General features: G+C 71.2%; 23 protein-coding genes and 1 tRNA gene. 6 read left to right on the top strand and 18 right to left on the bottom strand.

Annotated features, from left to right (window positions below; all coding sequences use genetic code 11):
• Positions 1 to 6: 6 nt before the first annotated feature.
• The 5 genes from rsmA to CT688_RS11180 all read right to left on the bottom strand — a co-directional run bounded on the left by rsmA (position 7) and on the right by CT688_RS11180 (position 6,636).
• Entirely contained in the window at positions 7 to 927 is a 921-nt protein-coding gene (gene rsmA / locus CT688_RS11160; RefSeq protein ID WP_107758166.1) for a 16S rRNA (adenine(1518)-N(6)/adenine(1519)-N(6))-dimethyltransferase RsmA, read from the bottom strand.
• A complete protein-coding gene (locus CT688_RS11165; protein WP_107756950.1) occupies positions 924 to 2,099 on the bottom strand; it encodes a resuscitation-promoting factor in 1,176 nt (391 codons plus the stop codon). The genes rsmA and CT688_RS11165 overlap by 4 nt, the downstream gene beginning before the upstream one ends.
• A 206-nt stretch (positions 2,100 to 2,305) precedes the next feature.
• On the bottom strand, positions 2,306 to 3,172 hold the full coding sequence (locus tag CT688_RS11170; RefSeq protein WP_107756951.1) for a TatD family hydrolase: 867 nt from the start codon (positions 3,170 to 3,172) through the stop codon (positions 2,306 to 2,308).
• 9 nt (positions 3,173 to 3,181) lie between these two features.
• Positions 3,182 to 5,020 carry a methionine--tRNA ligase gene (gene metG, locus CT688_RS11175; protein ID WP_107756952.1) on the bottom strand — a complete coding sequence of 613 codons (1,839 nt, stop codon included), beginning with the start codon at positions 5,018 to 5,020 and terminating at the stop codon, positions 3,182 to 3,184.
• 59 nt (positions 5,021 to 5,079) lie between these two features.
• A complete protein-coding gene (locus CT688_RS11180; RefSeq protein ID WP_107756953.1) occupies positions 5,080 to 6,636 on the bottom strand; it encodes a BCCT family transporter in 1,557 nt (518 codons plus the stop codon).
• Between the two features lie 81 nt (positions 6,637 to 6,717).
• Here CT688_RS11180 and CT688_RS11185 point away from each other — a divergent pair, with 81 nt between their 5' ends.
• Complete coding sequence (locus CT688_RS11185; protein WP_107756954.1) at positions 6,718 to 7,899, top strand: aminodeoxychorismate synthase component I; 1,182 nt, start codon at positions 6,718 to 6,720, stop codon at positions 7,897 to 7,899.
• Positions 7,900 to 7,930: 31 nt separating this feature from the next.
• Here CT688_RS11185 and rsmI read toward each other — a convergent pair whose 3' ends face one another.
• Positions 7,931 to 8,770: a 16S rRNA (cytidine(1402)-2'-O)-methyltransferase gene (rsmI, locus tag CT688_RS11190; RefSeq protein ID WP_107756955.1), complete on the bottom strand. Its 840-nt coding sequence runs from the start codon at positions 8,768 to 8,770 to the stop codon at positions 7,931 to 7,933.
• An 86-nt stretch (positions 8,771 to 8,856) separates the two neighbouring features.
• Here rsmI and CT688_RS11195 point away from each other — a divergent pair, with 86 nt between their 5' ends.
• Positions 8,857 to 10,368: a dolichyl-phosphate-mannose--protein mannosyltransferase gene (locus tag CT688_RS11195; RefSeq protein WP_107756956.1), complete on the top strand. Its 1,512-nt coding sequence runs from the start codon at positions 8,857 to 8,859 to the stop codon at positions 10,366 to 10,368.
• A gap of 64 nt (positions 10,369 to 10,432) precedes the next feature.
• Here the strand turns inward: CT688_RS11195 and CT688_RS11200 are convergent, their stop codons facing one another.
• The 8 genes from CT688_RS11200 to CT688_RS11235 form a co-directional block, all read right to left on the bottom strand.
• Positions 10,433 to 10,831 carry a DoxX family protein gene (locus CT688_RS11200; RefSeq protein ID WP_107756957.1) on the bottom strand — a complete coding sequence of 133 codons (399 nt, stop codon included), beginning with the start codon at positions 10,829 to 10,831 and terminating at the stop codon, positions 10,433 to 10,435.
• A 5-nt stretch (positions 10,832 to 10,836) separates the two neighbouring features.
• Positions 10,837 to 11,700: an SDR family oxidoreductase gene (locus CT688_RS11205; protein WP_107756958.1), complete on the bottom strand. Its 864-nt coding sequence runs from the start codon at positions 11,698 to 11,700 to the stop codon at positions 10,837 to 10,839.
• 79 nt (positions 11,701 to 11,779) lie between these two features.
• Positions 11,780 to 12,991, bottom strand: a complete 1,212-nt coding sequence (locus CT688_RS11210; RefSeq protein WP_107756959.1) for an NADH:flavin oxidoreductase — start codon at positions 12,989 to 12,991, stop codon at positions 11,780 to 11,782.
• Between the two features lie 135 nt (positions 12,992 to 13,126).
• Positions 13,127 to 13,501 carry a hypothetical protein gene (locus CT688_RS11215; protein ID WP_231750309.1) on the bottom strand — a complete coding sequence of 125 codons (375 nt, stop codon included), beginning with the start codon at positions 13,499 to 13,501 and terminating at the stop codon, positions 13,127 to 13,129.
• 182 nt (positions 13,502 to 13,683) lie between these two features.
• Positions 13,684 to 13,974 carry a SelT/SelW/SelH family protein gene (locus CT688_RS11220; RefSeq protein ID WP_107758168.1) on the bottom strand — a complete coding sequence of 97 codons (291 nt, stop codon included), beginning with the start codon at positions 13,972 to 13,974 and terminating at the stop codon, positions 13,684 to 13,686.
• Positions 13,975 to 14,008: 34 nt separating this feature from the next.
• A complete protein-coding gene (locus CT688_RS11225; protein ID WP_107756960.1) occupies positions 14,009 to 15,532 on the bottom strand; it encodes an MFS transporter in 1,524 nt (507 codons plus the stop codon).
• 169 nt (positions 15,533 to 15,701) lie between these two features.
• Positions 15,702 to 15,774, bottom strand: a tRNA-Ala gene (locus CT688_RS11230).
• 119 nt (positions 15,775 to 15,893) lie between these two features.
• On the bottom strand, positions 15,894 to 16,451 hold the full coding sequence (locus CT688_RS11235) for a helix-turn-helix domain-containing protein (protein WP_017836307.1): 558 nt from the start codon (positions 16,449 to 16,451) through the stop codon (positions 15,894 to 15,896).
• 84 nt (positions 16,452 to 16,535) lie between these two features.
• Here CT688_RS11235 and CT688_RS11240 point away from each other — a divergent pair, with 84 nt between their 5' ends.
• A complete protein-coding gene (locus tag CT688_RS11240) occupies positions 16,536 to 18,233 on the top strand; it encodes a bifunctional NAD(P)/FAD-dependent oxidoreductase/class I SAM-dependent methyltransferase (protein WP_107756961.1) in 1,698 nt (565 codons plus the stop codon).
• A gap of 13 nt (positions 18,234 to 18,246) precedes the next feature.
• Here CT688_RS11240 and glpR read toward each other — a convergent pair whose 3' ends face one another.
• The 4 genes from glpR to CT688_RS11260 form a co-directional block, all read right to left on the bottom strand.
• Positions 18,247 to 19,383, bottom strand: a complete 1,137-nt coding sequence (gene glpR, locus CT688_RS11245; protein ID WP_107756962.1) for a gephyrin-like molybdotransferase receptor GlpR — start codon at positions 19,381 to 19,383, stop codon at positions 18,247 to 18,249.
• A gap of 120 nt (positions 19,384 to 19,503) precedes the next feature.
• Positions 19,504 to 20,163: a GNAT family N-acetyltransferase gene (locus CT688_RS11250; protein WP_107756963.1), complete on the bottom strand. Its 660-nt coding sequence runs from the start codon at positions 20,161 to 20,163 to the stop codon at positions 19,504 to 19,506.
• Positions 20,164 to 20,183: 20 nt separating this feature from the next.
• Positions 20,184 to 21,443 carry a gephyrin-like molybdotransferase Glp gene (glp, locus tag CT688_RS11255; protein WP_107756964.1) on the bottom strand — a complete coding sequence of 420 codons (1,260 nt, stop codon included), beginning with the start codon at positions 21,441 to 21,443 and terminating at the stop codon, positions 20,184 to 20,186.
• A 144-nt stretch (positions 21,444 to 21,587) separates the two neighbouring features.
• On the bottom strand, positions 21,588 to 22,487 hold the full coding sequence (locus tag CT688_RS11260; RefSeq protein WP_107758169.1) for a UTP--glucose-1-phosphate uridylyltransferase: 900 nt from the start codon (positions 22,485 to 22,487) through the stop codon (positions 21,588 to 21,590).
• An 85-nt stretch (positions 22,488 to 22,572) separates the two neighbouring features.
• On the opposite strand from CT688_RS11260, the gene CT688_RS11265 reads away from it, so the two are divergent.
• The 3 genes from CT688_RS11265 to CT688_RS11275 all read left to right on the top strand — a co-directional run bounded on the left by CT688_RS11265 (position 22,573) and on the right by CT688_RS11275 (position 24,161).
• Positions 22,573 to 23,136, top strand: a complete 564-nt coding sequence (locus tag CT688_RS11265) for a 5-formyltetrahydrofolate cyclo-ligase (RefSeq protein WP_107756965.1) — start codon at positions 22,573 to 22,575, stop codon at positions 23,134 to 23,136.
• 59 nt (positions 23,137 to 23,195) lie between these two features.
• Positions 23,196 to 23,570: an FmdB family zinc ribbon protein gene (locus CT688_RS11270; protein ID WP_107756966.1), complete on the top strand. Its 375-nt coding sequence runs from the start codon at positions 23,196 to 23,198 to the stop codon at positions 23,568 to 23,570.
• Positions 23,571 to 23,723: 153 nt separating this feature from the next.
• Positions 23,724 to 24,161 (top strand): hypothetical protein, encoded by a 438-nt coding sequence (locus tag CT688_RS11275; protein ID WP_107756967.1) that lies wholly within the window; start codon positions 23,724 to 23,726, stop codon positions 24,159 to 24,161.
• The last annotated feature ends 1 nt before the right edge of the window (position 24,162 follow it).

Consider the following 24,162-nt stretch of genomic DNA (forward strand, 5'->3'; position numbering starts at 1 on the left):
ACCAGCCTACGGCTCGCGGTGGGCCGGCCCTATCCCGAGCCGTCCGGCCGCCTCCGCGATGCGCACGTAGTCCGCGGTGGTGAGCTGCTCCCCACGCGTCCTGGGGTCCACGCCCGCCTCGACGAGCGCGAGTTCGGCCTGCCCGGCGGACCCGGCCCATCCGGCCAGCGCCGCGCGCAGGGTCTTGCGCCGTTGCGCGAAGGCGGCGTCGGCCACCGCGAACACCCGCGTGCGGTGCGCCTCGCCCAGGTCCCACGGCGGGTTCTCGTACGCGTCGATCCGCACCAGCCCCGACTCGACGTTGGGCACGGGCCAGAACACGTTGCGTCCGACGGTCCCGACGCGCCTGACGGTGCCGAAGAACCCGGACTTGACGCTCGGGACGCCGTAGACGCGGGACCCGGGGGCGGCGGCCAGCCGGTCGGCCACCTCGAGCTGCACCATCACCAGTGCGGTGCGCAGCGTCGGCACCTCGGCCAGCAGGTGCAGCAGCACGGGGACGGACACGTTGTAGGGCAGGTTGGCCACGAGGGCGGTCGGCCCGGGTTCACCGAGATCGGTGCCGCGCACGGCGAGCGCGTCGGCCGTCACGACGGTGAGGTTCCCCGCGAGTTCCGGGGCGCGCTCGGCGACGGTGGTGGGCAGCCGCCCGGCCAGGAGGGGGTCGATCTCGATCGCCACCACGCGGCCCGCGGCGTCGAGCAGCGGGAGCGTCAGCGAACCGAGCCCGGGGCCCACCTCGACGACGGTGTCGTCGCGACCCACCCCGGAGACCGTGACGATCCTGCGGACCGTGTTGGCGTCGTGGACGAAGTTCTGCCCCTTGGACTTGGTGGGCTTGAGGTCCAACTCCTCGGCGAGCGCGCGCACCTCGTGGGGGCCGAGGAGATCGGCCTGTCCCCGGAAGGTCGCGTCCGGACCGGTCAGCGCAGGCCCAGCTTCGAGGTGCAGGCGGGCCAGGCGCCCCAACCCTGCGACGCCCGGACCTTCTCGGCGATCGCGATCTGCTGCTCCCGGGTGGCCAGGTGCGCGCTGGGGGCGTACTGGCCGCCACCGTGGCCGGTCCACGTGCTGGGGGCGAACTGCAGGCCTCCGGAGTAGCCGTTGCCGGTGTTGATGCTCCAGTTGCCGTTCGACTCACACTGGGCGATCGCGTCCCACACCCCGCCGTTCGAGACCGCGGGAGCCGAGGGGCGGGGCTTGGTGCCCACCCGGACGACCGCGGCGCGGGGCTCGGTGAGGACCGTCTCCGCGCCGCGGGCGCGCTCGGTCTCCACTCCGTTGACCCGGGTCACGGTGTACCGGACCTCCCGCTCACCGGGGGCTCCGGGTTCGACGACCGTCCGCTCGCCCTCGGTCGCCTCGGGATCGTCTGTGGCCTGCTCGGGGACCTCGAACGGCTCGACCACGGTCTCCTCGGCGGTGGTCACGCGGGTGACGATGACCTCGGTGCCGGGGGTGGCGGGCGCGTCGGCGGGGGGCTCGACCGTGTCGAGCGGTCCGAGGGTGATGCCGGCCCGCTCGAGGTACTCGCCGACGGTGTCGCCGGGCGAGGAGAGCGGGGCGGCCGGGGCGCCGTTGTCCGAGAGCAGCAGTTCTCGGGGGGTCACCACGGAGACCTCCGCGCCGTCGAGAGGCACCTCGGCGTCGATGCGGGGGCTGACGTAGCTGCGGGGCGGGACGTCGTCCCGTTCGGCGATCAACTCGGCGACCGTGGTGGCGGTGGTCCACACCTGTTCGCTGCTCCCGTCCACCTCCACGGTCACGGGTCGGGCACGGAGCAGGGTCACGGTGTCGCCGTCGTCGATGCGATCACCGGGAGCCACCACCACGTCGCGCTCGTCGACGCTGTACCCGGCGCCCTCGATCGCCGCGCGCACGTCGGACTTGAAGGTGACCAGTTCGACCGGTGCTCCGTCCACCTCGAGCGTGAAAGCGGTGCGCTGGTCCAACGCCGCGACGCCGCCGACGACGAGCGTGGTGAGCATGCCGGCCACCGACAGCCGCAGCATGGTGGAGCGCGACCTGTGGATCCGGTGGATCGGGGCCAGGACGCCCTTCGCGCCCGTGGGGGTCTCGGTCCGTGAATCGTCAACCACTGGTCAGATCTCTCCTCGCATAGCCCGTGGGCGCCCGAACGGACGCCCACGTTTCATCACGGTAGCGTAACGAGTCGGGGCCGCAGGGGCAACGTGATGCGCCTGACATGCGACGACGACGAGGTGGGCAGATCACGTTTCGTTACATTCGCCCCTCGACACACTTGAACCACACGGGCCACAGCGCCGGAGGAGCGGGCGGGGGATCACACGGTCAGCCCGAAGACCTCGCGCGCGGTGTCGGCGACCTCGGCGACGAACTCCTCCGGAGTCTGACCACGCACCTCCGCCACCACCCGCGCGGTGTACCCGACCAGCCCGGGTTCGTTGCGGGCCCCCCGGAACGGCTCCGGCGCCATGTAGGGGGCGTCGGTCTCCACGAGCAGCTGACCCGCGGGTGCCAGTCGGGCCGCCTCCCGCAGGTGCTCGTTGGCCTTGAAGGTCACGTTGCCGGTGAACGACAGCACGTAGCCGCGGTCCAGCGCCTCCCGGGCCACCTCGATCGGCGAGGAGAAGCAGTGCAGCATGACGTGCGGGATACCTGATCCGGGCCCGGCGACCTCGCCCAGGACGCGCATCAGGTCGTCGTCGGCCTCGCGGTTGTGGATCATCAGACACTTGCCCACCTCCGCGGCGAGACCCGCGTGCCAGCGCAGTGACTCCTCCTGCTCCGCCGGGTCCGCGCAGCCCTCCATCGTGCCCACCCAGTAGTGGTCCAGGCCGCTCTCCCCCACGGCCACCACCCGCGGATGTGACGCCAGCTCGCGCAGCCGCGCGCGCACTGCGGGGCCGCGGTCCGGGTCGGTGAGTTCCCGCGCGCGCGTCGGGTGCACCGCGACGGCGGCGTAGACCCGCTCGTCGGCCTCGGCGGCGGCCACCACGGCCTCGGACTCCGCCAGGTCGTCGCCCACGGTCACCATCGCCGCCACCCCCGCCAGGGCCGCCCGATCCGCCGCGCCACGCACCTCGTCCGCCGTGCGATGACCGCAGGAGTACAGGTGCGTGTGGGCGTCGACCAGTCCCGGCAGCGGCTCGGGGAGGGCGGGCGTCGGACGGGGCTTGCGCTTACCCATGGGTCCCGGTCACTCCGCCTGCTGGATCGGCGCCCAGTCGGGCCCGGTCTCGGCGAGATCCGGGTCGACCTTGGCGAACAGGGGGCTGGGCTTGGCCAGCGGGGTCCCGGGGGTCAGCTCGGTACGCGCCCACCGGGCCTGCTCGGAGGCGTAGTCACCCATGATGACGGGATAGCTGCGACCGGCCTCGGGCAGCCCCGCACCGACCAGGTCCACCGGCATGTCGTCGGTCACCTCGTGGACCTGCGGCGCCGCGGCCCACACCCCCTGCCCGCCGATCGCGCCGTGGATCTGCTGCGCGGCGGACGGCAGATAGGGGGTGAGCAGGGTGTTGGCGTCGGAGACCACCTGCAGGGCGGTGTGCAGGACGGTGCCCAGGCGCTCGCGCTGGTCGGGGTCCTTGGCGAGCTTCCACGGTTCGGTGGCGGCGATGTACCGGTTGGCGGCGCCGACGATCCGCATGGCCTCGGTGGCACCGGCCTTGAAGCGGGAACGCTCGAGATGGCCGCCGACCGTGGCGAAGGCGGCCTCCGCGTCGCGCAGCAGTTCGGCGTCCAGATCGGTCAGGGTCGCGGGCCGGGGGATCTCGCCGAAGTTCTTGTGCGCCATCGACACCGTGCGGTTGACCAGGTTGCCCCAGCCGCCCACCAGCTCGGCGTTGGTACGTCGGACGAACTCGTCCCACGTGAAGTCGGTGTCCTGGTTCTCCGGGCCGGCCACCGAGATGAAGTACCTCAGCGAATCGGGGCCGAACTCCGCCAGGAAGTCGCGGACGTAGATCACCACCCCGCGCGAGGAGGAGAACTTGGACCCGGACATGGTGAGGAACTCGGACGAGACCACCTCGGTGGGCAGATTCAGCGCGCCGAGCGCCCCCGGCCGTCCGCCGTGCGCGCCCCGGCCGTCGTAGCCGATGAGCTCGGCCGGCCAGATCTGCGAGTGGAAGGTGATGTTGTCCTTGCCCATGAAATAGTGGGACACGGCCTCGGGGTCGGTCCACCACCGCCGCCACGCCTCGGGCTCGCCGGAGCGCCAGGCCCACTCGATGGAGGCGGAGAGGTACCCCACGACGGCGTCGAACCACACGTAGAGCTTCTTGTCGCCGCGGTCCTGCCACCCCTCGACCGGGATCGGGATACCCCAGTCGATGTCGCGGCTCATCGCCCGCGGACGAAGGTCCTCGAGGAGGTTGAGCGAGAACTTCAGGACGTTGGGTCGCCAGTCCTTCCGCCCGGAGAGCCAGTCCCCCAGCGAGTCCGCGAGCGCGGGCAGGTCGAGAAACCAGTGCTCGGTCTCGATGAACGTCGGGGTCTCCCCGTTGATCTTGGAGACCGGGTTCGTCAGGTCCGCCGGGTCGAGCTGGTTGCCGCAGTTGTCGCACTGGTCACCGCGGGCACCGTCGTAGCCGCAGATCGGGCAGGTGCCCTCGATGTACCGGTCCGGCAGCGTGCGGCCCGTGGACGGGCTCACGGCCCCGGTGGTGGTCTTGGCCACCATGTACCCGTTGCTGTGCAGACCGCGGAAGAGTTCCTGGACCACCGCGTAGTGGTTCCGGGTGGTGGTCCGGGTGAACAGGTCGTAGCTCAGCCCCAGGCCCGCCAGGTCGTCGACGATGACCCGGTTGTACCGGTCGGCGAGTGACTGGACCGACACGCCCTCCTTCTCGGCCTGCACCAGAAGCGGGGTGCCGTGCTCGTCGGTGCCCGAGACCATCAGGACGTCGTTGCCCGCCATCCGCTGGTACCTGGAGAAGACGTCCGACGGCACCCCGAAACCCGAGACGTGACCGATGTGCCGGGGGCCGTTCGCGTACGGCCATGCGACCGCGGTCAGGACTGTCTTCGCCATGGGTCCCAGACTAGTGGTCGCGTCCGCGGGGTCCGTGCCGGGCGTACACCCGGCCCGCCTCATGCGTTCTCGGCCGCCGGATCGCTCGAGAGCGACTTGTGGATCGACACGCACAGGGCGATCAGCACCAGCACGAACGGCGACGCCGCGATGATGGTCATGTTCTGCAGACTCGACAGCGCGTTCCCGCCTCCGTCACCGGCCACCAGCATGATGATCGCGACCGCGGCCGTGAACGAGCCCATGAGCATGACGATCCACCGCGAGGGCTCCTCGATCCCGTACTGGGCCATCCCGCCCATGACGATCGACGCCGAGTCGGCCGAGGTGATGAAGAAGACGGCGATGAGCGCCATCGCCACCACCATCAGCACCGGCGCGAGGGGGAGCTCGCGGAGCAGGTTGAACAGCTGCGGTTCGAGAGAACCGTCCCCGAAGACGCTTCGTCCGGCCTCTTCGAGGTAGAGGGCGAAGCCACCGAAGATGGAGAACCAGATCACCGACAGGGTGCTGGGGACCAGGACCACGCCGATGATGAACTCGCGGACCGTGCGGCCGCGGCTGATCCGGGCGAGGAACATGCCGACGAAGGGCGACCAGGAGATCCACCACGCCCAGTAGAAGACGGTCCACGAGGACAGCCACCCGGCGGCTTCACCGTTCTCACTCACCGCGGTGCGGGAGGCCATCTCGAAGAAGTCGGAGAAGTAGGTGCCGATCGTGGTGGGGATGAGGTCGAGCATGAAGAACAGGGCCCCCGAGAAGATGGCCACGAACAGGGCGAGCGAGACGGCCAGCACCAGGTTGATGTTGGACAGGATCCGGATGCCGTTGCCGATCCCGGAGGCGGCCGAGGCGAGGAACACCAGTCCCAGCACTACGATGACACCCACCACGAGGGCGATCCCGCCGCCGTCGACCGCGCCGGTCTCGTTGAGCCCGGCCCGGATCTGCAGCGCGCCCAGCCCCAGCGAGGCCGCGGTGCCGAAGATGGTGGCCACGACGGTCGCCACGTCGAGCACCTTGCCGATCCACCCGCTGGCCCGCTTCTGACCGATGAGCGGGACGAACGCCTGGGAGACCAGATGCCCGCGCTTGAAGCGGTACGCGGCCAGGCCGAGCGCGAGGCCGACGACGGCGTACATCGCCCACGGGTGCAGGGTCCAGTGGAAGGCCGTGGTGGCCATGGCCACGTCGTACTGCTGCTCCTGCCCGGGGGGCGGGGTCTGGTAGTGCGTGAGCGGCTCGGAGACGCCGTAGAACATCAGGCCGATGCCCATACCGGCGGCGAACATCATCGCGATCCAGGACTTGGTGGAGAACTCCGGCTTCTCGTTGTCGCCACCCAGACGGATCCCGCCGAAGCGGGAGAACGCGAGGTAGATCGTGTAGGCCACGACGGTGGTGGAGACGAGGATGAACAACCAGCCCACGGTCTCGACCACCAGCGAGAACGCATTACCCGCGGCGTTCTCGAACGACGCCGTGTAGAACGCACCCCAGACCACCACGATGAGGGCGATCACGGTGGTCGGGATGATCACGGCGAGGTCGGCTCGGGGCTTACCGACCGGAGTCGAGGCGGGGTCACTCTTCTGTTGGCTGGAACTGGACATTCATGAAACCTTGTCAACAACTTCCGCATAGTGCAAGGTAATGACTTCTTCACCTGCACAGTCGCGTGTAAGCATGAACGGGTGCCCGACCGTCTGATAACCGTCCCGGACCTGCTCCGCGCGCTGCACGGGCGGTCGCGGTCACTGGGTCTGGCGCCCCCCGCCGCCTTCCTCGGCGACTGGCACGACCACCGTGCCGTGGTGGTGCCGTCGGTGCACCTCGAGCCCGTCGCGCACCCCGCCGCCTTCGAGGAGAGCGACCAGCTCGTCGTCGTCTACCGCTCCTTCCCCGACGCCGTGCCGGGCGCCGCCCCGCCGCTCCCGGCCGCGGTGCGCGGCGAGGCCTCCGGATGGCTCTGTCTCGACGGCGACGGCCGGTGGTCGAGTCACGGCGACGCCCCCGACCCCGTTCACGTGGTGCGCGACCACGGCGCCGACCGACGCGACGACGCCCGGACCGACCGCCTCCCCCGCTGGTCCGCCCCGGACCGCGCGGCTCACCGCTCTGCTGTGGTCGAGTGCCTCGAGGCGATCCGGGCGGGCGAGGTCTACCAGGCCTGCCTGAGCACCCGACTGGACGGGCATCTCCGCGCGGACCCGCTCGAGACCTTCCTCGAGATCTCCGGCCACTCGCCCGCCTCACGATCGGCGTATCTCGAGGGCCCCTGGGGCGCCGTCCTGGGGTTCTCGCCCGAGGTGTACCTGGTTCGCCGTGGTGACCAGGTGCACTCCAGCCCCATCAAGGGCACGCTGGCGGCCGACCTCGACCCGGAGTTGTTGCTGGGGTCGGCGAAAGACGTCGCCGAGAACATCATGATCGTCGACCTGGTCCGCAACGACCTCGGGCGCGTGGCCGACGTCGGGTCGGTGACCGTGACCGACCTGCTCGCCGTACGGCCGGCACCCGGGGTGCACCACCTGGTCTCCACCGTCACCGCCCACACGACCGCGGACCACCCGGCACTGGTGGAGGCCACGTTCCCTCCCGCATCGGTCACCGGGACCCCCAAGGCGCGGGCTCGGGAACTGATCGCCGGGTGGGAGCCGCGGTCCAGGGGCCTGCACTGCGGGGCGTACGGCTTCGCCCTGGGCCCGGACCTCGAGCTCGCGGTGGCCATCCGGACCCTCGAGGTCTCCCCCGACGGGCGCGTGGAGCTGGGCGTGGGCGGGGGCATCACCATCGATTCCGACCCCGACGCCGAATGGGAGGAATGCGTGCACAAGGCCGCGTTCACCTGGGGCGGCGGTCCGCCGCCCTGGTGACCGGCGTGGGCCGCGAGGCGTCGCGGGGTCGTCAACCCCGCGCGTCGACGACCGCCTGGTAGAGCTCACGTCTGGTCAGCGACGACCCCTCCGCGACCGTCGCGCACGCGTCCTTGAGCCGTTCACCCGCCTCGACCCGCTCTTCGACGATCTCCACCAGGTCCTCGGTCGTGGCGGCGGAACCGGGCGCGTCCGCCCCCTCGATCACCACCACGATCTCCCCGCGCACCCCGTCAGCGGTCCGGTCGGCCAGGTCGCCGAGCGTGCCCCGCAGGACCTCCTCGTAGGTCTTGGTGAGCTCGCGACACACCGCGGCCCGCCGACCCGGACCCAGTGCCTCCGCGGCCTCGGCGAGCGTCTCGGCGAGCCGGTGCGGTGACTCGAAGAACACGCACGTGCGCTCCTCGGCGGCCAGGCGGGCCAACCAGGTCCGCCGGCGACCCGCCCGACGCGGGGGGAAGCCGTCGAAGCAGAATCTGTCCACGGGCAGACCGCTGAGGACCAGCGCGGTCGTCACGGCCGACGGGCCGGGCAGACAGGTCACGGGGAGGTCCGCGTCGATACACGCGGTGACCAGCGAATAACCCGGGTCGGATACCGCGGGCATCCCCGCATCGGTGACCACGGCCACCACGTCTCCCGCCCGGACGCGGTCGATCAACTGGGGGACGCGACCCGCCTCATTGTGCTCGTAGAAGCTCATGACCCGCCCCCGGATGGTCACACCGAGCGCGGTGGCGAGCCCCCGCAGGCGCCGGGTGTCCTCGGCCGCCACCACGTCCGCGGAGGCGAGCAGGTCCCGCAGTCGCGCCGAGGCGTCGCCCGGGTTCCCGATAGGGGTGGCGGCCAACACGACACGTCCGGACGTCATGCGCTCCAGACTATCCCCGGTCCGCGCCGACCCACTCGCCCTGCCCGTCTCCCCGACATCCGAAAGGCCCCCATTATGCTCGCCGTGTGACCCCGACCCCAGGCGTGCGATCCCCGGGCCGCCCGCTCCCGGTTCCGGACACCGGCCCGGTCGACACCCCCCGCGACTGGATGGCCACCGGCCTCATCCTGGTCCTGGCCTTCCTCTCCCGCTTCTGGGGTCTCACCTCCGCCACGGACGAGGGCACCCCGGTCTTCGACGAGAAGCACTACGCGCCACAGTCGTTCAGCATCGCGCAGTTGGGGATCGAGGAGAACCCCGCTTACGGCCTGGTGGTCCACCCGCCCGTCGCCAAGCAGATCGAGTCGCTCGGTGGTCTGCTCTTCGGCTACACGCCCCTGGGCTGGCGGTTCACCGCCGCGATCTGCGGCGTGCTGGTGGTGCTGATGGTCATGCGGATCACCAGGCGGCTGACCCGTTCCACTCAGCTGGGCCTGATCGCGGGCCTGTTGCTGTGTCTCGACGGGGTCACCTTCGTGACCTCGCGCATCGGCATGCTGGACATCTACCAGGTCCTGTTCGTCACCGCCGCCGCCGGCGCCTTGCTGGTGGACCGCGACCAGATGCGCGGCCGCATGCACCGGGCCGCTCTCGCCGGCCGGCTCCACCTGTCGGACTTCGGACCGCGCCTGGGCTTCCGCTGGTGGCGGTTCACCGCCGGCGTCATGCTGGGGTTGGCCCTGGGGGTCAAGTGGTCCGGTCTGTACTTCATCGCGTTCTTCGGACTCATGACCGTGGCGTGGGACTGGGCCCTGCGCAGCCGCTACGGTGTCCGGCGGCCACTGGCGGGCGCCCTCCTGCGGGACTCCGTGCCCGCCTTTTTCTCGCTCGTCATCTGGCCCGTCCTGATCCAGATGTTCACCTGGCTTCCGTGGTTCGCGAGTGAGAACTCCGTCTACCGGCACGTCGTGGGCACCAAGGTGGAGGACAACTGGCTGCCCGACTCCCCGCAGTCGTGGCTCTATTACCAGTCCTCCGTGCTGAACTTCCACTCCTCGCTCACCACCTCGGCGGGCAATCGGCACCCGTGGGAGTCCAAGCCGTGGACCTGGCCGATGAGCCTGCGGCCGATGCTCTACTACGTGGAGCAGGGCGAGGACGTCACCGGCTGCGGCCAGGATTCCTGCGTCCGCGCGATCATGCTCCTGGGCACGCCCGCGATCTGGTGGCTCGCGATCCCCGTCCTCGGGTGGGCGTTCTGGCGGGCGGTGATCTGCCGCGACGGCCGGTATGCGTTCCCGCTCGTCGGCTACATGGCCGGCTACCTGCCGTGGTTCCTCCAGATCGACCGCCAGATGTACTTCTTCTACGCCGCGGTGATGGTGCCGTTCTTCGTCATGATGGTGGCGCTGGTGCTGGGCGAGATCGCCGGTAGATCCGATGACTCCCCCCGTCGGCGGACCATCGGCCTGGCGATCGTGTGCCTCTACCTCGCGCTGGTGGTGGCCAACTTCATCTACATGCTGCCCATCCTGTCCGGGATGCCCATCACCCCCACGGAATGGAGCCAACAGCTCTGGTTGCCGTCCTGGCGCTGAGCCGATCTCCACCCATGCCGGTCCCCGCCGACGCCGGACGCGCATCCGGCAGGACGCCGTCGGCTCACCCGCCCAGCACCCTGTCGATGCTGAACCTGCCCGCGCCGACCGCGGCGATGAGCAGCACCCCCACCCCCAGCGCCACCACGAGCTCCCACCCGTTCTGGGTCACGAAGGGACCGTTGGTGGCGTGGACGAAGTACAGGGCCCCCGCCATGTCCACCGCCAGCAGGATCCCGGCCAGTGGGGTGAGGATGCCCGCGATGAGCGCGATCCCGGCGATCAGCTCGACCCCGGCGACGACCGCCGCGGTGACCTCCGGTTGCGGGATCCCGTACCCGGCGAACTGCTCGCCCACGCGGCCCAGTCCCAGGGTGAAGAACTTCTGCCACCCGTGGGCCACGAACACCGCCCCGAGCCCGATCCGGGCCAGCAATATCGCGGCGTCGTTGAGGGTCTCCATCCCCCTCACGGGAGGATTCCCTCGCCGGCCTTGGTGATACGACGGCTCAGTAGCTTCATCGCGAGGATATAGAGAGGTGGCGCGAACTTCTGGGCGGCGAACGCCAGCCTGATGTCCGGCGAGGTGTAGACGATGTAGCGCCCCTTGCGCACACCCTCGATCGTCTTGGAGGCCGCCACCTCCGGGGTGACGGCATGGCGACGGAACTGGTCCACGGTCTTGGCGACCTTCGGATCCGAGCGGTCCACGCCCGCGATCTCCACGGTCTCCACCAGCGGGGTGTCCACGCCGCCGGGGCACACCAGGTGCACGCCGATCTGGTAGGGCGCCAGATCGAACCGCAGCACCTCGGCGATGCCGCGGATGCCGAACTTGGCCGCGCTGTAGGCGGCGTGCCAGGGCAGGCCGAGCAGGCCCGCGGCCGACGAGACCATGACCAGGGCAGCGGGTCGCCGAGCGGCCATCATCGCCGGGACGAACGCCTCGACCACGTGGATGGTGCCCATGAGGTTGACCTCGACCATCGACCGCCACACGCGGTGCTCGAGGAGGTCAGGCCGTCCCCAGGCCGAGTTACCCGCGACGTGGAAGACCGCGTGCGGGGCGCCGTGGGCGGCGACGACGCCCTCGCCGAACCGCATCACCGCCTCGTGGTCGGTGATGTCCAGTGCCTCCGAGGCGAGCAGCGTGCCACCGGCGTCCCGGCAGGCACCCGCCGCCGAGTCCAGGCCTGCTGCGTCACGGTCCGTCAGCACCAGCGAGGCGCCCTCGCCCGCCAACCGGATCGCCACGGCGCGGCCGATCCCGCTGGCCGCGCCGGTGACCACGCAGGTCGTGCCGCGGTAGTCGGTGATCCGTCGCCTCGACATGTGGTTCCCTTCCGGCCCGAACCACTCGAGCGGGCCTCCTCGGGTTCCACCGTAGCGTCACGCCGGTCTCATGCAGGGGTCACCTGCGCGCGGGGATGGGCGGCACGTGCTCGCGCAGCACGCAGCGACTCCCGCTGTAGATCGTGGCCATGCATCTGTTGCAGTGGACGCACAGGGAGCGCCGACGGTCGTCGGCCTGCAGCGTGAGGGGCAGGTCGGGCTCGCGCAGCAGAGCGCGCCCCATCGCCACGAACTCGAAGCCCGCGGTCATCGCCTTGTCGATCGACGGCCGGTCGACGATCCCCCCGAGCAGCATCATCGGCAGACTGACGGCCTCGCGGATCTGGCGGGCGTCGTCGAGCATGTAGGCGTCGGTGTAGGGGTACTCCTTGAACATCCGGGGGCCGACGAGTTTCATCCCCATCTTGATGACCGGCGGCTGGGTGGCCGCGAACTCGTGCAGGGGGGCGTCACCCTTGAAGAGGTAGATGGGGTTGAGCAGCGAGCTGCCCACGGTCATCACCAGAGCGTCCGCCGAGCCGTCCGCCTCGATCCACCGGGCGACCTGGACCGCCTCGTCGATCCAGAAGCCGCCGGGCACGCCGTCGTCCATGTTGAGCTTCATGGTCACCGCGATCCGGTCACCCATGGCGTCGCGGATGGCGCGGCCGATGCGGCGGGCGAACCGGGCACGGTTCTCCAGCGACCCGCCGTAGGAGTCCTTACGCTTGTTGAGCCGAGGGCTGAGGAACTCGCTGACCAGATAGTTGTGCCCGAAGTGCACCTCGATCGCGTCGAACCCGGCCTCGGCCGCGCCGCGGGCCGCGCGGACATGGTCCTCGACGATCCGGTCGATGTCCGCTTCGGTGCAGGCCCTGGTGAGCGACATGCCCGTGGGGGCCGGGATCCGGGACGGTCCCATCGCCGGCATCCGGGTGGAGGCGGAGTTGGCCACCGCCCCCGCGTGGCCGACCTGCGCGGACACGGCCGCACCTTCGGCGTGCACGGCGTCGGTGAGCTTGCGGAGCATGCCGCCGTCACTCATTCCCCAGTGGTACTGGTGCCGGTCGGTCCGACCCTCGGGCGAGGTGGCCAGGTAGGCGACTGTCGTCATGCCCACGCCGCCGCGGGCGTACTCGGCGTGGAACTCGATGAGTTCGTCGGTGACCCGACCCTCGGGGCAGCGGCCCTCGAAGGTCGCGGCCTTGACGATGCGGTTGCGCAGCGTCACGTTTCCGATCTTGGCCGGGCTGAAGACATCGGGGGCTGGGGTACCGGGTGAGAGGGGCATGGACGGACTATAACGCGTTTCAATCCGCCGTTCATGCGCTTTGGCCAGCAGTTTTGCACTGAGTGCAAAGCAGGTTCCGCGTCCGGGCCGGCCACCTACGGCCCGGGGCGCCCCGCCGGGGCCCTACCGGCGCGCTCAGCCCTGGGGGTTGAGCGAGGTGGAGTCGATGCCCGCCAGTGCCTGGTCCACCAGGTCGGCCGCGGAATCGGTCGGCACCACCCTCTCCAACGCGCTCCCCACCCCCGGCACGCCGCCGACGAGCGCGGCGACGGACCCGTTGGTGTCCCCGGCGAGCAGGTGGTCGATCGACGCGCCCAGCGCCGGCGCGATCACACACACCGCGCTCGTCGGAAGCCCCGCGCCGGCGAGGTTCGCGACGCTTCCGGCGTTGCACGCCGCGGTCGCCACGGAACCGACCGGCCCGCTGGCGGATCCCGGCAGCGAGCCCGTGACGGAGCCGAGTTGAGCGGACGCCGTCCCGGCGCCCGCGAAGAGGGTCACTGCGGCCACGCCGCACACGGTGAGAAGCCTTACGGACATGTCGTTCTCCCTGGTGTCGTCGACCGGCGGCAGCCGCCGCCTGAACTCCAGCACATCAGAGTTCCCTTACCCGGAGGCGAATTTCGGGCGGATTCCGGGTGCGGTCACGGCGAACGGGCGCCGTCGGGATCCTCCGGGACCGAGCTCCGCGGCTACTCGGTGGGCCCGACCCGGTCGGCGTGACCGAGCGACTTTCCCGGGGCGACGAGATCCCGGACAGCCCGCTTCAGTTCGGTGATCTCGGGGAATCCACCATCCCTCTTGCGGTTCCAGACCTGCTCGTCGCCGACGTCGATCCGGAAGGTGCCGCCGGTCGCTGGCACGAGCGCGACCTCACCGATCTCGCCCTCGAAGGTCTGCAGCAGCTCGCCCGCGTACCACTGGGCGCGAAGCGTCCACCGGCACTGCGTACAGAAGGTGATGGCGATCCGGGGAGACGGCATGTCGCCCACAGTGCCACAGGCGGACCATCCGGTCTCACTGCTCGGCGGGCTCCGTCGTCGTCGGATGCAGCTCGTACATCGAATCGATCTCCTCGACGCTCTTGCCGGTGGTCTCGATGCGGAACAGCCACGTGATGACCGCCCCGAGCAGTGAGGTCCCCACCAGGATCGCCAGGACGACACCCGTGCCCCAGGCGACCAGCAGTATCGGGAAGAGGAACGAGGTGAGCACGGCGCCCGACTTGGCGATGGACGCCGCCATGCCCGCTCCCGTCCCGCGCAGGGCCGTCGGGAACACCTCCCCCGCCACGACGTAGGTCATGGAGTTGGGACCGAGGTTGGTCATGAACTGGAACAGGATGAAGCCGGTGAAGACGAGCACCATCTGCACCGACCCGTGGGCCAGGGTCGAGGAGGCGGCGATGGCGAGTCCGGTCGCGCAGCCGAGGAAGCCCAGGATCTGCAGCCGCATGCGGCCCCACCTGTTGATCAACACGATGGCGACCAGGATGCCCACCAGGAGGAAGACGTCAATGAGGGCGGCACCCTTGGCGCCGAACAGGTCCTTGTGGATGATCGCCGACGACGACGACCCACTGCTGGCGACGTTCCCGAGCGTGGTGGCGATGATCGTCGGCGTGAAGATGCCGATCCCGTAGGTGCTGAGGTCCTGGAGGAACCACGGGACCGACGCCAGGATGGTCGATCGCCGCCACGGCGTCCTGAACAGCGCTCGGACGTCGGTCGTCGCGGCCTCGGTCCCACCGTCCCGCCCGTCCGAGATCGTCACGACCGAGGGGTACCGCGGCGTGCGGGCGAGGAGCTTCGTGAGTTCGGCCTCGGCCTCCGCGCGGCGGCCGACGTTCGCCAGCCAGTGTGGGCTCTGTACGACGAACACCCGGCCGACGGCGACCAGTGCCGCCGGTACCACGACGACACCGAACATGAGTCGCCAGGAGTCGAGTGAGCTTGTGGTGCTGAGGATGGCGACGCCCACCAGGGTCCCCGCCACGGCGCCGACCGCCTGGAACGCAAATGCCGACAGCACCTTACGGCCGCGGCCGGCGGTCGACTGCGTCTCGGAGAGGATCGCGTGCGCGGTCGGGTAGTCGCACCCCAGCGCGACACCCATCCCGAACAGGCACACGAGGAAGACGGCGAACCCGGGTGCCACGGTGGCACCGAGCAGGAAGACGGTGAACAGGACCATCTCGATGAGGAACATCTGCTTGCGGCCGAAGCGGTCCGACAGTCCACCGAGGGCCGTGGCCCCGACCATGATGCCTGCGAGGGTCGCGGCCGTGAGCAGCCCCGTCTCCACCGCCGAGAGTGACCAGTAGGCGGTGATGAGCGGCAGGGCCACCCCGATGAGGAACACGATCAGGCCCTCGAAGAACTTGCCTGCCGAGGCGAGCCAGAAGATCCTGCCCTGCATACTCGTCATGCCGCCCGCGACCGCCGGGGTGCCGTCCCGCCACCGGGGGGTCTCGTCGATGTAGCGCTGAACCGTGGAGGGGGCCCCGGGGTCGTCGTCGCCCTCGGGCGCGGGTGTCGCCATGACGCAGAAGACTACTCAGGTACCTCCGGGTGCACCGGTGTCGCGGTAAACCCCGCGTGAACGATCACGCGGCCACCTGGCCGGGCCGGGCCGGGGCCGCACAGACCTGACAAGCGGAAAGGCCGTCCCCGCCTGAGCGGAAACGGCCTCTGAACTCGAAGTCCTTGGGTGGAGCTAAGGGGAATCGAACCCCTGACCTTCTCGATGCGAACGAGACGCGCTACCAACTGCGCTATAGCCCCTCACGGCCCTCGCGGGCCGTGTCGCCGCCCTTTCGGGAAGCAGTGCCGCCCTCTCGAGCAGCGAGGGATACCCTACCAGCACGGCCGGGCGACCGACCAAACCGGGAGCCCTGGAGACGTCACGAGCCCGCGGTGTGCGTGTGCATCCGCACGCCGTCGTCGTTGAAGATGCTGATCACCTGCGCCGGGCGTCCCCCGGCCGCGGACAGGCTGTGCGGGACCCTGGTGTCGAACTCGGCCGCCTCCCCGCGGGTGAGGATCAGCTCCTGGTCGCCGAGGACCAGGCGCAATTTCCCGGACAGGACGTAGAACCACTCGTACCCGTCGTGGACCCGGGGTTCGGGCGCCACCTTTGCCGGCGGGTAGGTGATCTTGTAGGTCCCCACCGATGACCCCTCGGGGGCCAGGGGCGCGATGACCATGCCGTCCCGGTGGACGACGGGCCGCCGCACCCGGGGGTCGACCGTGGTCGGGGCCACCAGGTCGTCCAGGCCGATCCCCAGTTGGCGCGTGAGCGGCAGCAGCAGCTCGAGACTGGCCTGCCGCTTGCCTGACTCGAGACGCGACAGCGTGCTGGCCGACATCCCGGCCCGCTCCGCCAACTCGTCCAGCGTCAACCCGCGGCTGTGTCGGTACGCGCGCAGCCGCACGCCCACCTGCTTGAGTTCTCCGCCCATCGGTCCTCTCCCGCCGTCGCCCGACTCCTTGCCAATAGTGCAAACATTCTTGCAGTTTTTGCACACCAGGCGTCAACTGTCCCCATGGACATCACTGAGGAGACACCAGAACACTGGGACACGATCGTGGTCGGCGGTGGGGCCGCGGGCCTGTCGGCGGCGCTCATGCTCGGCCGGGCCCGCCGCCGCGTGCTCGTCGTCGACGCCGGCGAACCGCGCAACCGCTTCGCCGCGCACATGCACGGAGTCCTCGGCCATGAGGGGATGGACCCGCTCGAGCTGCTCCGCCGGGGCCGCGAGGAACTGCGGCAGTACGACGTGACGGTGCGCTCCGGGTTCGTGACCGTGGTCCGGGACAGCGGGGTCGACGACGCGGGGAGCGGTGACGGAGCGAACGGGGGGAACGCCGCCCTGACCGTCGAATTCGCCGATGCGGCACCCGTGACAGCCCGTGCTCTCGTCGTGGCGACCGGACAGACCGACGAACTCCCGGACATCCCCGGCCTGCAGGAACTCTGGGGCTCGAGCGTGCTCCACTGCCCGTACTGCCACGGTTGGGAGGTGCGCGGCAGCAGGATCGCGGTGCTGGGCACGTCCGCCATGTCGGCGCACCAGGCCCAGCTCGTCCGGCAGTGGACCGAGGACCTGGTGTTCCTCACCGCCGGGAGTGGCGCCCCCGATGCCGAGGTGGCAGCCCGGCTCCGGGCCCGCGGCGTCCGGCTCGAGGAATCGCCCGTCACCAGCGTCCTGTCCGAGGACGGACGACTGACCGGCGTCCGCCTGGCCGACGGACGACAGATCGCACTCGACGCGATCTTCGCCGCGCCCACCGCTCGGCCCCACGACCGGTTCCTCGACGGGCTCGACCTGGAGCGGACCACCTCCCCGCTGGGCACGGTTCTCGCGGTGGACCAGTTCGGTGCGACCAGTCATCCCCGCATCTGGGCGGCGGGCAACGTCGCCAACCCGGGGGCCACCGTGCCCGTCTCCATGGCCGCGGGGTCGATGGCGGGCGGGATGGTCAACATGATGCTGGTCCACGAGGACTTCGACGCCGCACTCGAGGACTTCGACGCCGCGACCTTCGCCCACAACGCCTCCGGAGGCCCGGCCGAGTTCTGGGAGGGCGAGTACGCCGGGCACGGGCCCCGCTGGTCGGGGGCCGCGAACGCCACGACCGCAGCGGTGGTCGGCCCTCTCCCGGCCGGCTCGGCCCTCGAGCTGGGCTGCGGTGAGGGCGGAGACGCGGTCTGGCTGGCCGAGCAGGGGTGGCGGGTCACCGCGGTGGACCTGTCGCCCACGGCGGTCTCCCGCGGAGCCGAGGCAGCGGCGACCCGCGGACTGGCCGACCGTATCGACTGGGTGTCGCACGACCTGTCCACCTGGACCACCGACGAGCGGTTCGACCTCGTCACGGCCAGCTTCTTCCACTCCCCCGTCGACCTGCCCCGCACGCAGATACTCCAGCGTGCCGCCGAGCGGGTACGCCCGGGCGGTCACCTGCTACTGGTCTCGCACGTGTTCGAGTCGGAGGCGGACATCCCGCCGTGGGCGAACCGTCACGGCGCCGGGGATCACGAGAAGGCGGGCGAGACGTCTGCTCACGGGGCCGCGCACCCCGTCCTGCCCACCCCGTCCGAGGAGGTGGCCGAGCTGGCACTGGACCCGGCGGTGTGGGAGGTCGTCCTGGAGGAGATCCGCCCGCGCGAGGCGGTCGGACCGGACGGGATCCAGACCGCGACCGTCAAGGACGGGGTCGTGATGTACCGGAAGCGGCCCTGAGCGACTGTCCGCGTCAGCCGACCGCGCGCCGCAGCGGTTCGCGGTGCGCGGTCCGGTGATCCGGGCCGTGCGGCCGGCGGCGGGGGTCGGTCTCCTGCTCCCGGTCAAAGGTGTCGAGCATGTCGAAGGCCGGGTCCTCGTCGTCGACCTCCAACACCACCGCGCCGGGCCGACGCAACCGGGGCGGCACGATGGAGAGCTCGTCGTCCTCCCGGGACTCCACGCCCAGCCTCGCGCGGCGCATGCGCTCGACCCGGCGGCGGCGCAGGCTCTCCTCCAGGCGGACCTGGCGGCGGAGGTAGGTGAGGTAGGCAGCGAGCAGGAGCACCGAACCCCCGGCGAACCACCAGACGGCGGGGACGGTCACCAGCGCGGCGACCACAGCTACCGCCGCCAGCGCCACCAGGATCAGCGCCGTCCGCTGACGCGCGTGGGCGCGCTGCTCGGCGGCCTGACGATCGGCCATGGGGTCGTACGCCCCCCGGCCCCGCCTGCGCTCGGCGAAGTCGAGGTCCGCATCGGTGAGCTCCACCTCGGGCTCGACGGGGCGCCGCCGTCCGCGGTGGACCAGCACGGCTTCGGCATCGATTCCGGCCGCGTCCTCGTCGTGATCGGCGCGCGAGGAGGTCCCGCCCCCCGCGGGGGTCTCGACCAGCTCACCGTCGACGACGGTCGACTCGCCGGATCGTCCCGTCGCGGTGTCGGGCAGATCGTCCACGACGACCGCGGGGATCTCGGTGGTGACCTCCTCGGCGGCGGTGTCGTCTCCGGGGACGGCTCGACCGGTCCCCTGGTACCGACGCTCCTCCATGACCCGTCGCACGGCCTCCCCGCGCCTGCCGGCGGCCTCGCGTCGCAGGGTCTGCTCCAGCAGATGCCCCCACGTGTCGGTGTCCAGGAGCTCGGCGTCGGTGGCGCCCGCACCGGAGGGCAGTCCGAAGAGCGTCTCCTCGGTCTCGGCCCGGACCGGGTCACCGGACGCGCGCCCCCGGCTGGGCACGAGGCGACCCGAGCCGCCCGAGTACAGGGTGCGGGTCTGCGCCAGCGCGTCGCCGGTGCGGCGGATGGGGTTGCGCGAGCGGATGAGCATCGGCGCGAGGACGAACAGCCAGACCACCACCAGCAGGATGATCAGCAGTGAGCTCGACATCGATCAGGCCTCCTCGAGCGTCCACCCCGACACGGGACGTCGTGGTGTGGCCTAAACCGTAACGGCGCCCGGGCCCCGCCCCGTGGCGGCGCGCCGCAGGTCACGATGCTCAGGACATCCTCAGACGCGACGCGCGAAGCCCGAGGCCACCAGGGACGCCACGGCGCCCCGGCCGTGCTCCTCACGGGTCCGTGCGACCAGCAGGTGATCACGCCACTCGCCGTCCACGTGGAGGTAGCGCTTCAGCAGGCCCTCCTCGCGGAATCCACACCGTTCGAGCACCACCCGGCTGGCCGTGTTCTCCGGGCGGACGGTGGCGTCGACCCGGTGCAGGGCGCCCGGCCCCAGCGCGTGGTCCAGCCCCAGGGCGAGGGCCGCGGTGGCCACCCCGCCACCGCCGAACCGTCGACCAACCCAGTACCCGATCCAGCCCGAGTGCAGCGCGCCCCGCACGATCCCGCCGACGGTCAGCTGTCCGCAGAAGCGGCCGTCCAACTCGATGGCGGCCGGCAACGACACACCGGCACGGGCGTGGCGTCTGAGCTGGGAGTGGATTCCCGGCCACGCGCGGGCGGTGTTGTTCTCCCGCCACTCGCCCTCGACGGTCGGCTCCCACGGTTCGAGGTGGTCCCGCTCGTCCAGCCTCAACGCGGACCAGTCGCGCGCGTCGCGACGCCGCACCGGTCGGAGCGTGACCACGCCGGCGCGGACCCGGAGGGGTCCGGCCTCGAGCGGCCACCCGGGGTGGGCGGTCGCATCGGTCGCGACGACGTTCCACATGGTCTCGGACCCGGATCGGCTCAGCCGCGTTGGGCGAGGAACATCACGTCCACCTCGTCACCGGTCCGGACGGCGGAGACGTCGGGGTCGATCACCACGAGGCAGTTCGCCTCCGCGAGCGAGGCGAGCAGGTGGGTGGAGGATCCCTGCGCGCCGCCGAGCGCCCGCACCAGGTACTCACCGGTGTCGGTGTCTCGCATGAGCTGTCCGCGCAGGTAACCGCGCCTGCCCTCCACCGAGGAGATGGGGGCGACGGTGCGGGCGCGGACCGTCCGGCGCATGGGCTGCCGCTTGCCCAACGCGATGCGGATCAGTGGCCGGACCATGATCTCGAAGACGACGAGGGCGCTCACCGGGTTCGACGGCAGGAGGAATGTGGGGACCTCGTCACGACCCAGTCGCCCGAACCCCTGGACCGATCCGGGATGCATGGCCACGCGGTTGACCTCGATCTGCCCGAGCTCCTCCATGACCTGCCGGATCCTCGTGGTGGCCTCACCGCCGGCCGCGCCGGAGACCACCACGAGTTCACTGCGCACAAGCTGCCCCTCCAGGACCTCGCGCAGCCTCGAGGGTTCGGTACTGGCGATACCCACCCGGTGCACGTCGGCCCCGGCGTCACGGCCCGCCGCGGTCAGGGCGTAGGAGTTGACGTCGTAGACCTGGCCGGTGCCGGGGCTGGCGTCGACGTCGAGCAGTTCGTCGCCGACCGAGATCACGGACATGCGGGGCTTGGGGTGCACGAGCACCTTGGACCGCCCCACGGACGCGAGCAGGCCGACCTGGGCCGGCCCGATGATGGCCCCCGCGCGCACCGCGACATCGCCCGGTTGGACGTCGTCGCCCACGCGACGGACGTACTCGCCGCTGGCGACGGTGCGGGTGGGGCTGATGCGCTGGCCCTCGGCGACGGCCCAGCCGACCGGGAGGACCGCGTCAGCCAGGGTCGGCAGGGGCGCGCCGGTGTCCACGCGGACGACCTGGCCGGGTTGGAGCCGGGTCGGCTGCCGGGATCCCGCGGTGATCCTCCCGACGACGGGCAGACCGGACGGCCCGGCGGACTTCTCACCCGGGTCGTCGGTCGGGCCACCTACCCGGATGTCGACACTGCGGACCGCGTACCCGTCGATCGCGGACTGGTCGAAGGAGGGCAGCGGGCGCTCGGCCACGACCTCTTCGGCACACAACAGACCCTGCGCCTCCGAGATCGACACGCGCACCGGTCTCGGGGCGACCGCGGCCGCCGTCACCAGTGCGAGCTGTTCCTCGACGGAGCGCACCAGGTGTCCCCTTCCCGTACGAAAGTCGCTGACCGTGCGGCGGTGTCACGCCAGGCGTGGCGGACCGACCGCCGGGTCCTTGTGGGAGAGGGTAGCGCCCGCATGGCGCCATCCCGTGACGCCATTCCGTGACGGCGCCCGGCCTCAGTGGTCGAGCCGCCCGGCGAGCCACTCGCGGAGCTCGTCGGCGTAGGCCGGGTTGTCCAGGGCGAAGTCCACGCAGGCCTTGATGTACCCGCCGGGATTGCCGAGGTCGTGCCTGGTGCCGTCGTGGACCACCACGTGGACCGGGTGGCCCTCGTTGATCAACAGGTCGATCGCGTCGGTGAGCTGCAGTTCCCCGCCGGCGCCCGGCTCGATGCGCCGGAGCGCGTCGAAGATCGCGCGGTCGAGCACGTACCGCCCGGCCGCCGCGAGGTTGGACGGCGCGTCCTCGACGGCCGGCTTCTCGACCATGCCGCGGACCTGCTTGACCGCCGGGTCATCCGTGTCGGACACCTCGAACACCCCGTACGAAGAGACCTCCTCCGGGCTCACCTCGAACGCGCAGAGGACGCTGCCGCCCCGCTCCGCGCGGACCTGCGACATCCGGCCCAGGATCCCGAACGGCAGCACCAGGTCGTCCGGCAGGAGCACGGCGACGGCCTGCTCCTCGTCCCCGAGCACCGATTCCACCTGAGCGACCGCGTGCCCCAGGCCCAGCGGCTCGTCCTGGCGGACGTCCACCACCTCGATGAGCCCGGGGGCCCGCTGGACCTTGTGCAGCAGGACGTCCTTGCCCCGGTCCGACAGCGTGTCCTCGAGAACCTGGTCCTCGGAGAAGTGCGCCATCACCCCGACCTTGCGCTCGGAGGTCACTATCGCGAGCCGGCCCGCCCCCGCCTCGGTCGCCTCCTCCGCGATGAGCTCGATCCCCGGGGTGTCCACCACGGGCAGCAGCTCCTTGGGAACGGTCTTGGTGGCGGGCAGGAACCGGGTCCCGAGGCCGGCGGCCGGGACGACCGCGGTGCGGAACTGCGAGTCGGGCGAGGTGGTGGACGTCATGCCGTACACCATAGACGGAGCACCCCGCCCCGACCTCCGGACCACCGGCGGCATGGAGGCCGCACGGTGACGGCACACTGGGGTGATGACACCGGACAAGTCCGCGGTACGTCGCGCGGTGCGCGCGAGACGCGCCGCGGTGCCCACATCGGTGCGGACGGACCGGGACCGGGCGATCCGCGACCATCTTGCCTCCCTGGTGACGGAGGGGATGGTGGTCTGCGCGTTCGTTCCCGACGACGACGAGGCCGGCGGAGCGGGCCTACCCGAGGCGCTCGCCCTGGCGGGGGCGCAGGTACTCCTGCCGGTCTCCCCCGCGGCCGGCCCGCTGGGGTGGGCGGCGTACGCCGGGTCGGCGGATCTGCGCCCGGGACGGTTCGGCATCCCGGTCCCGTCCGCGCCGCCGTCGCCCCCGGAGCGGATCGCCGACGCCGATCTCGTCCTGGTGCCCGCTGTGGCCGTCGACCGCGCCGGCGCCCGACTCGGCCGCGGCGGCGGGTACTACGACCGGACGCTCGCGCTGGCCCGTCCGCACACCAGGTTGCTGGCGGTCCTGGACCCGGAGGACGTGCTCGAACGCCTCCCCGTCGAGCCCCACGACCGGCCCGTGACCGGCGTGGTCACCCCACACGGAGTCCTCGACTTTTAACGACTGGCACTCGGGAGGGTAGAGTGCCAGTCGTTAGCCGACTCTGCCCCGGAGGCCAGATGCCCACCTATTCGTACCGGTGCCGCGACTGCGATGTCGCCTTCGACATCCAGCAGTCCTTCACGGAGGACTCGCTCACTGTCTGCCCGCAGTGCGAGGGCGGCCTGCGCAAGCTCTTCAACACCGTCGGCGTGGTCTTCAAGGGCTCGGGCTTCTACCGCACGGACAGCCGCGCCGCCGGGGCGGGTTCGGGCGCCGGGAGCGGCTCGGGACCCGGTAAGACCGACTCGGGTTCAGGGAAATCCGACTCGGCTTCGTCGGGTTCGGGCTCCGGCTCGTCGGGCTCGTCGAGTTCGGGCTCGTCGGCGGGGTCGACATCCGGCTCGAGCTCGTCGGGCTCGCCCGCCTCCTCGAGCGCGTCCTCGTCGTCGTAACGGGCACCCGACACCTCTCCTCCACAGGGCGCCCCCGGTCCACAGGCGCCCCTCCCGGCCCCCTCACGCGGCCCTGCTTCTCCCCTCGCCCCGATACGGTCTCCTCGACACCGCGCCGCTCACCGACGGCGAGCCGACCGACGGGGGACCCAGATGCGCCGAATCCTCACGTCGCCACCCGCCCCGCGGCGGTGGCGGCGTCGACGGGCCGCACGGATCGCCGTGGCCGCCGCACTGGTGATCGCCGCGCCCGTCGTCGCACGTCAGTCCCCGGCGGAGGTGCCGGCCCCGCCCACGACGGACGCCCGTCATCACGCCGACAACCGGGACGTGCGGGTGGTCCCGATCCCCCTGGCGGACCCGACCGTCGCCGACCTCCTGAGCGCCGGTGACCTCGTGGATCTGATCGGCACGGTCGACCCGGACTCGCCCGGCGGGCCCCTCGTGATCGCGCGCGCCGCCCGCGTCGCCGACACCCCGGCCGGCCGGGGCGGGAGCCGGTCGATCCTCGTCGAGGTACCGGAATCCGACGCCGCCCGGGTGGCCTCGCACGCCGCCGGGACACCGCTGGCGATCCTGGTGCACGGGTGAC

Origin of the sequence: Dietzia sp. JS16-p6b (assembly GCF_003052165.1) — a bacterium.
Classification (GTDB): Bacteria; Actinomycetota; Actinomycetes; order Mycobacteriales; family Mycobacteriaceae; genus Dietzia.

Excerpts from the sequence above, each read along its gene's own strand:
- CT688_RS11170 (WP_107756951.1), bottom strand. The coding sequence starts at position 3,172 with ATGGGTAAGCGCAAGCCCCGTCCGACGCCCGCCCTCCCCGAGCCGCTG.
- metG (WP_107756952.1), bottom strand. The coding sequence starts at position 5,020 with ATGGCGAAGACAGTCCTGACCGCGGTCGCATGGCCGTACGCGAACGGC.
- CT688_RS11180 (WP_107756953.1), bottom strand. The coding sequence starts at position 6,636 with ATGTCCAGTTCCAGCCAACAGAAGAGTGACCCCGCCTCGACTCCGGTC.
- rsmI (WP_107756955.1), bottom strand. The coding sequence starts at position 8,770 with ATGACGTCCGGACGTGTCGTGTTGGCCGCCACCCCTATCGGGAACCCG.
- CT688_RS11200 (WP_107756957.1), bottom strand. The coding sequence starts at position 10,831 with ATGGAGACCCTCAACGACGCCGCGATATTGCTGGCCCGGATCGGGCTC.
- CT688_RS11205 (WP_107756958.1), bottom strand. The coding sequence starts at position 11,700 with ATGTCGAGGCGACGGATCACCGACTACCGCGGCACGACCTGCGTGGTC.
- CT688_RS11210 (WP_107756959.1), bottom strand. The coding sequence starts at position 12,991 with ATGCCCCTCTCACCCGGTACCCCAGCCCCCGATGTCTTCAGCCCGGCC.
- CT688_RS11220 (WP_107758168.1), bottom strand. The coding sequence starts at position 13,974 with ATGCCGTCTCCCCGGATCGCCATCACCTTCTGTACGCAGTGCCGGTGG.
- CT688_RS11225 (WP_107756960.1), bottom strand. The coding sequence starts at position 15,532 with ATGGCGACACCCGCGCCCGAGGGCGACGACGACCCCGGGGCCCCCTCC.
- CT688_RS11235 (WP_017836307.1), bottom strand. The coding sequence starts at position 16,451 with ATGGGCGGAGAACTCAAGCAGGTGGGCGTGCGGCTGCGCGCGTACCGA.
- CT688_RS11240 (WP_107756961.1), top strand. The coding sequence starts at position 16,536 with ATGGACATCACTGAGGAGACACCAGAACACTGGGACACGATCGTGGTC.
- glpR (WP_107756962.1), bottom strand. The coding sequence starts at position 19,383 with ATGTCGAGCTCACTGCTGATCATCCTGCTGGTGGTGGTCTGGCTGTTC.
- CT688_RS11250 (WP_107756963.1), bottom strand. The coding sequence starts at position 20,163 with ATGTGGAACGTCGTCGCGACCGATGCGACCGCCCACCCCGGGTGGCCG.
- CT688_RS11260 (WP_107758169.1), bottom strand. The coding sequence starts at position 22,487 with ATGACGTCCACCACCTCGCCCGACTCGCAGTTCCGCACCGCGGTCGTC.
- CT688_RS11265 (WP_107756965.1), top strand. The coding sequence starts at position 22,573 with ATGACACCGGACAAGTCCGCGGTACGTCGCGCGGTGCGCGCGAGACGC.
- CT688_RS11270 (WP_107756966.1), top strand. The coding sequence starts at position 23,196 with ATGCCCACCTATTCGTACCGGTGCCGCGACTGCGATGTCGCCTTCGAC.
- CT688_RS11275 (WP_107756967.1), top strand. The coding sequence starts at position 23,724 with ATGCGCCGAATCCTCACGTCGCCACCCGCCCCGCGGCGGTGGCGGCGT.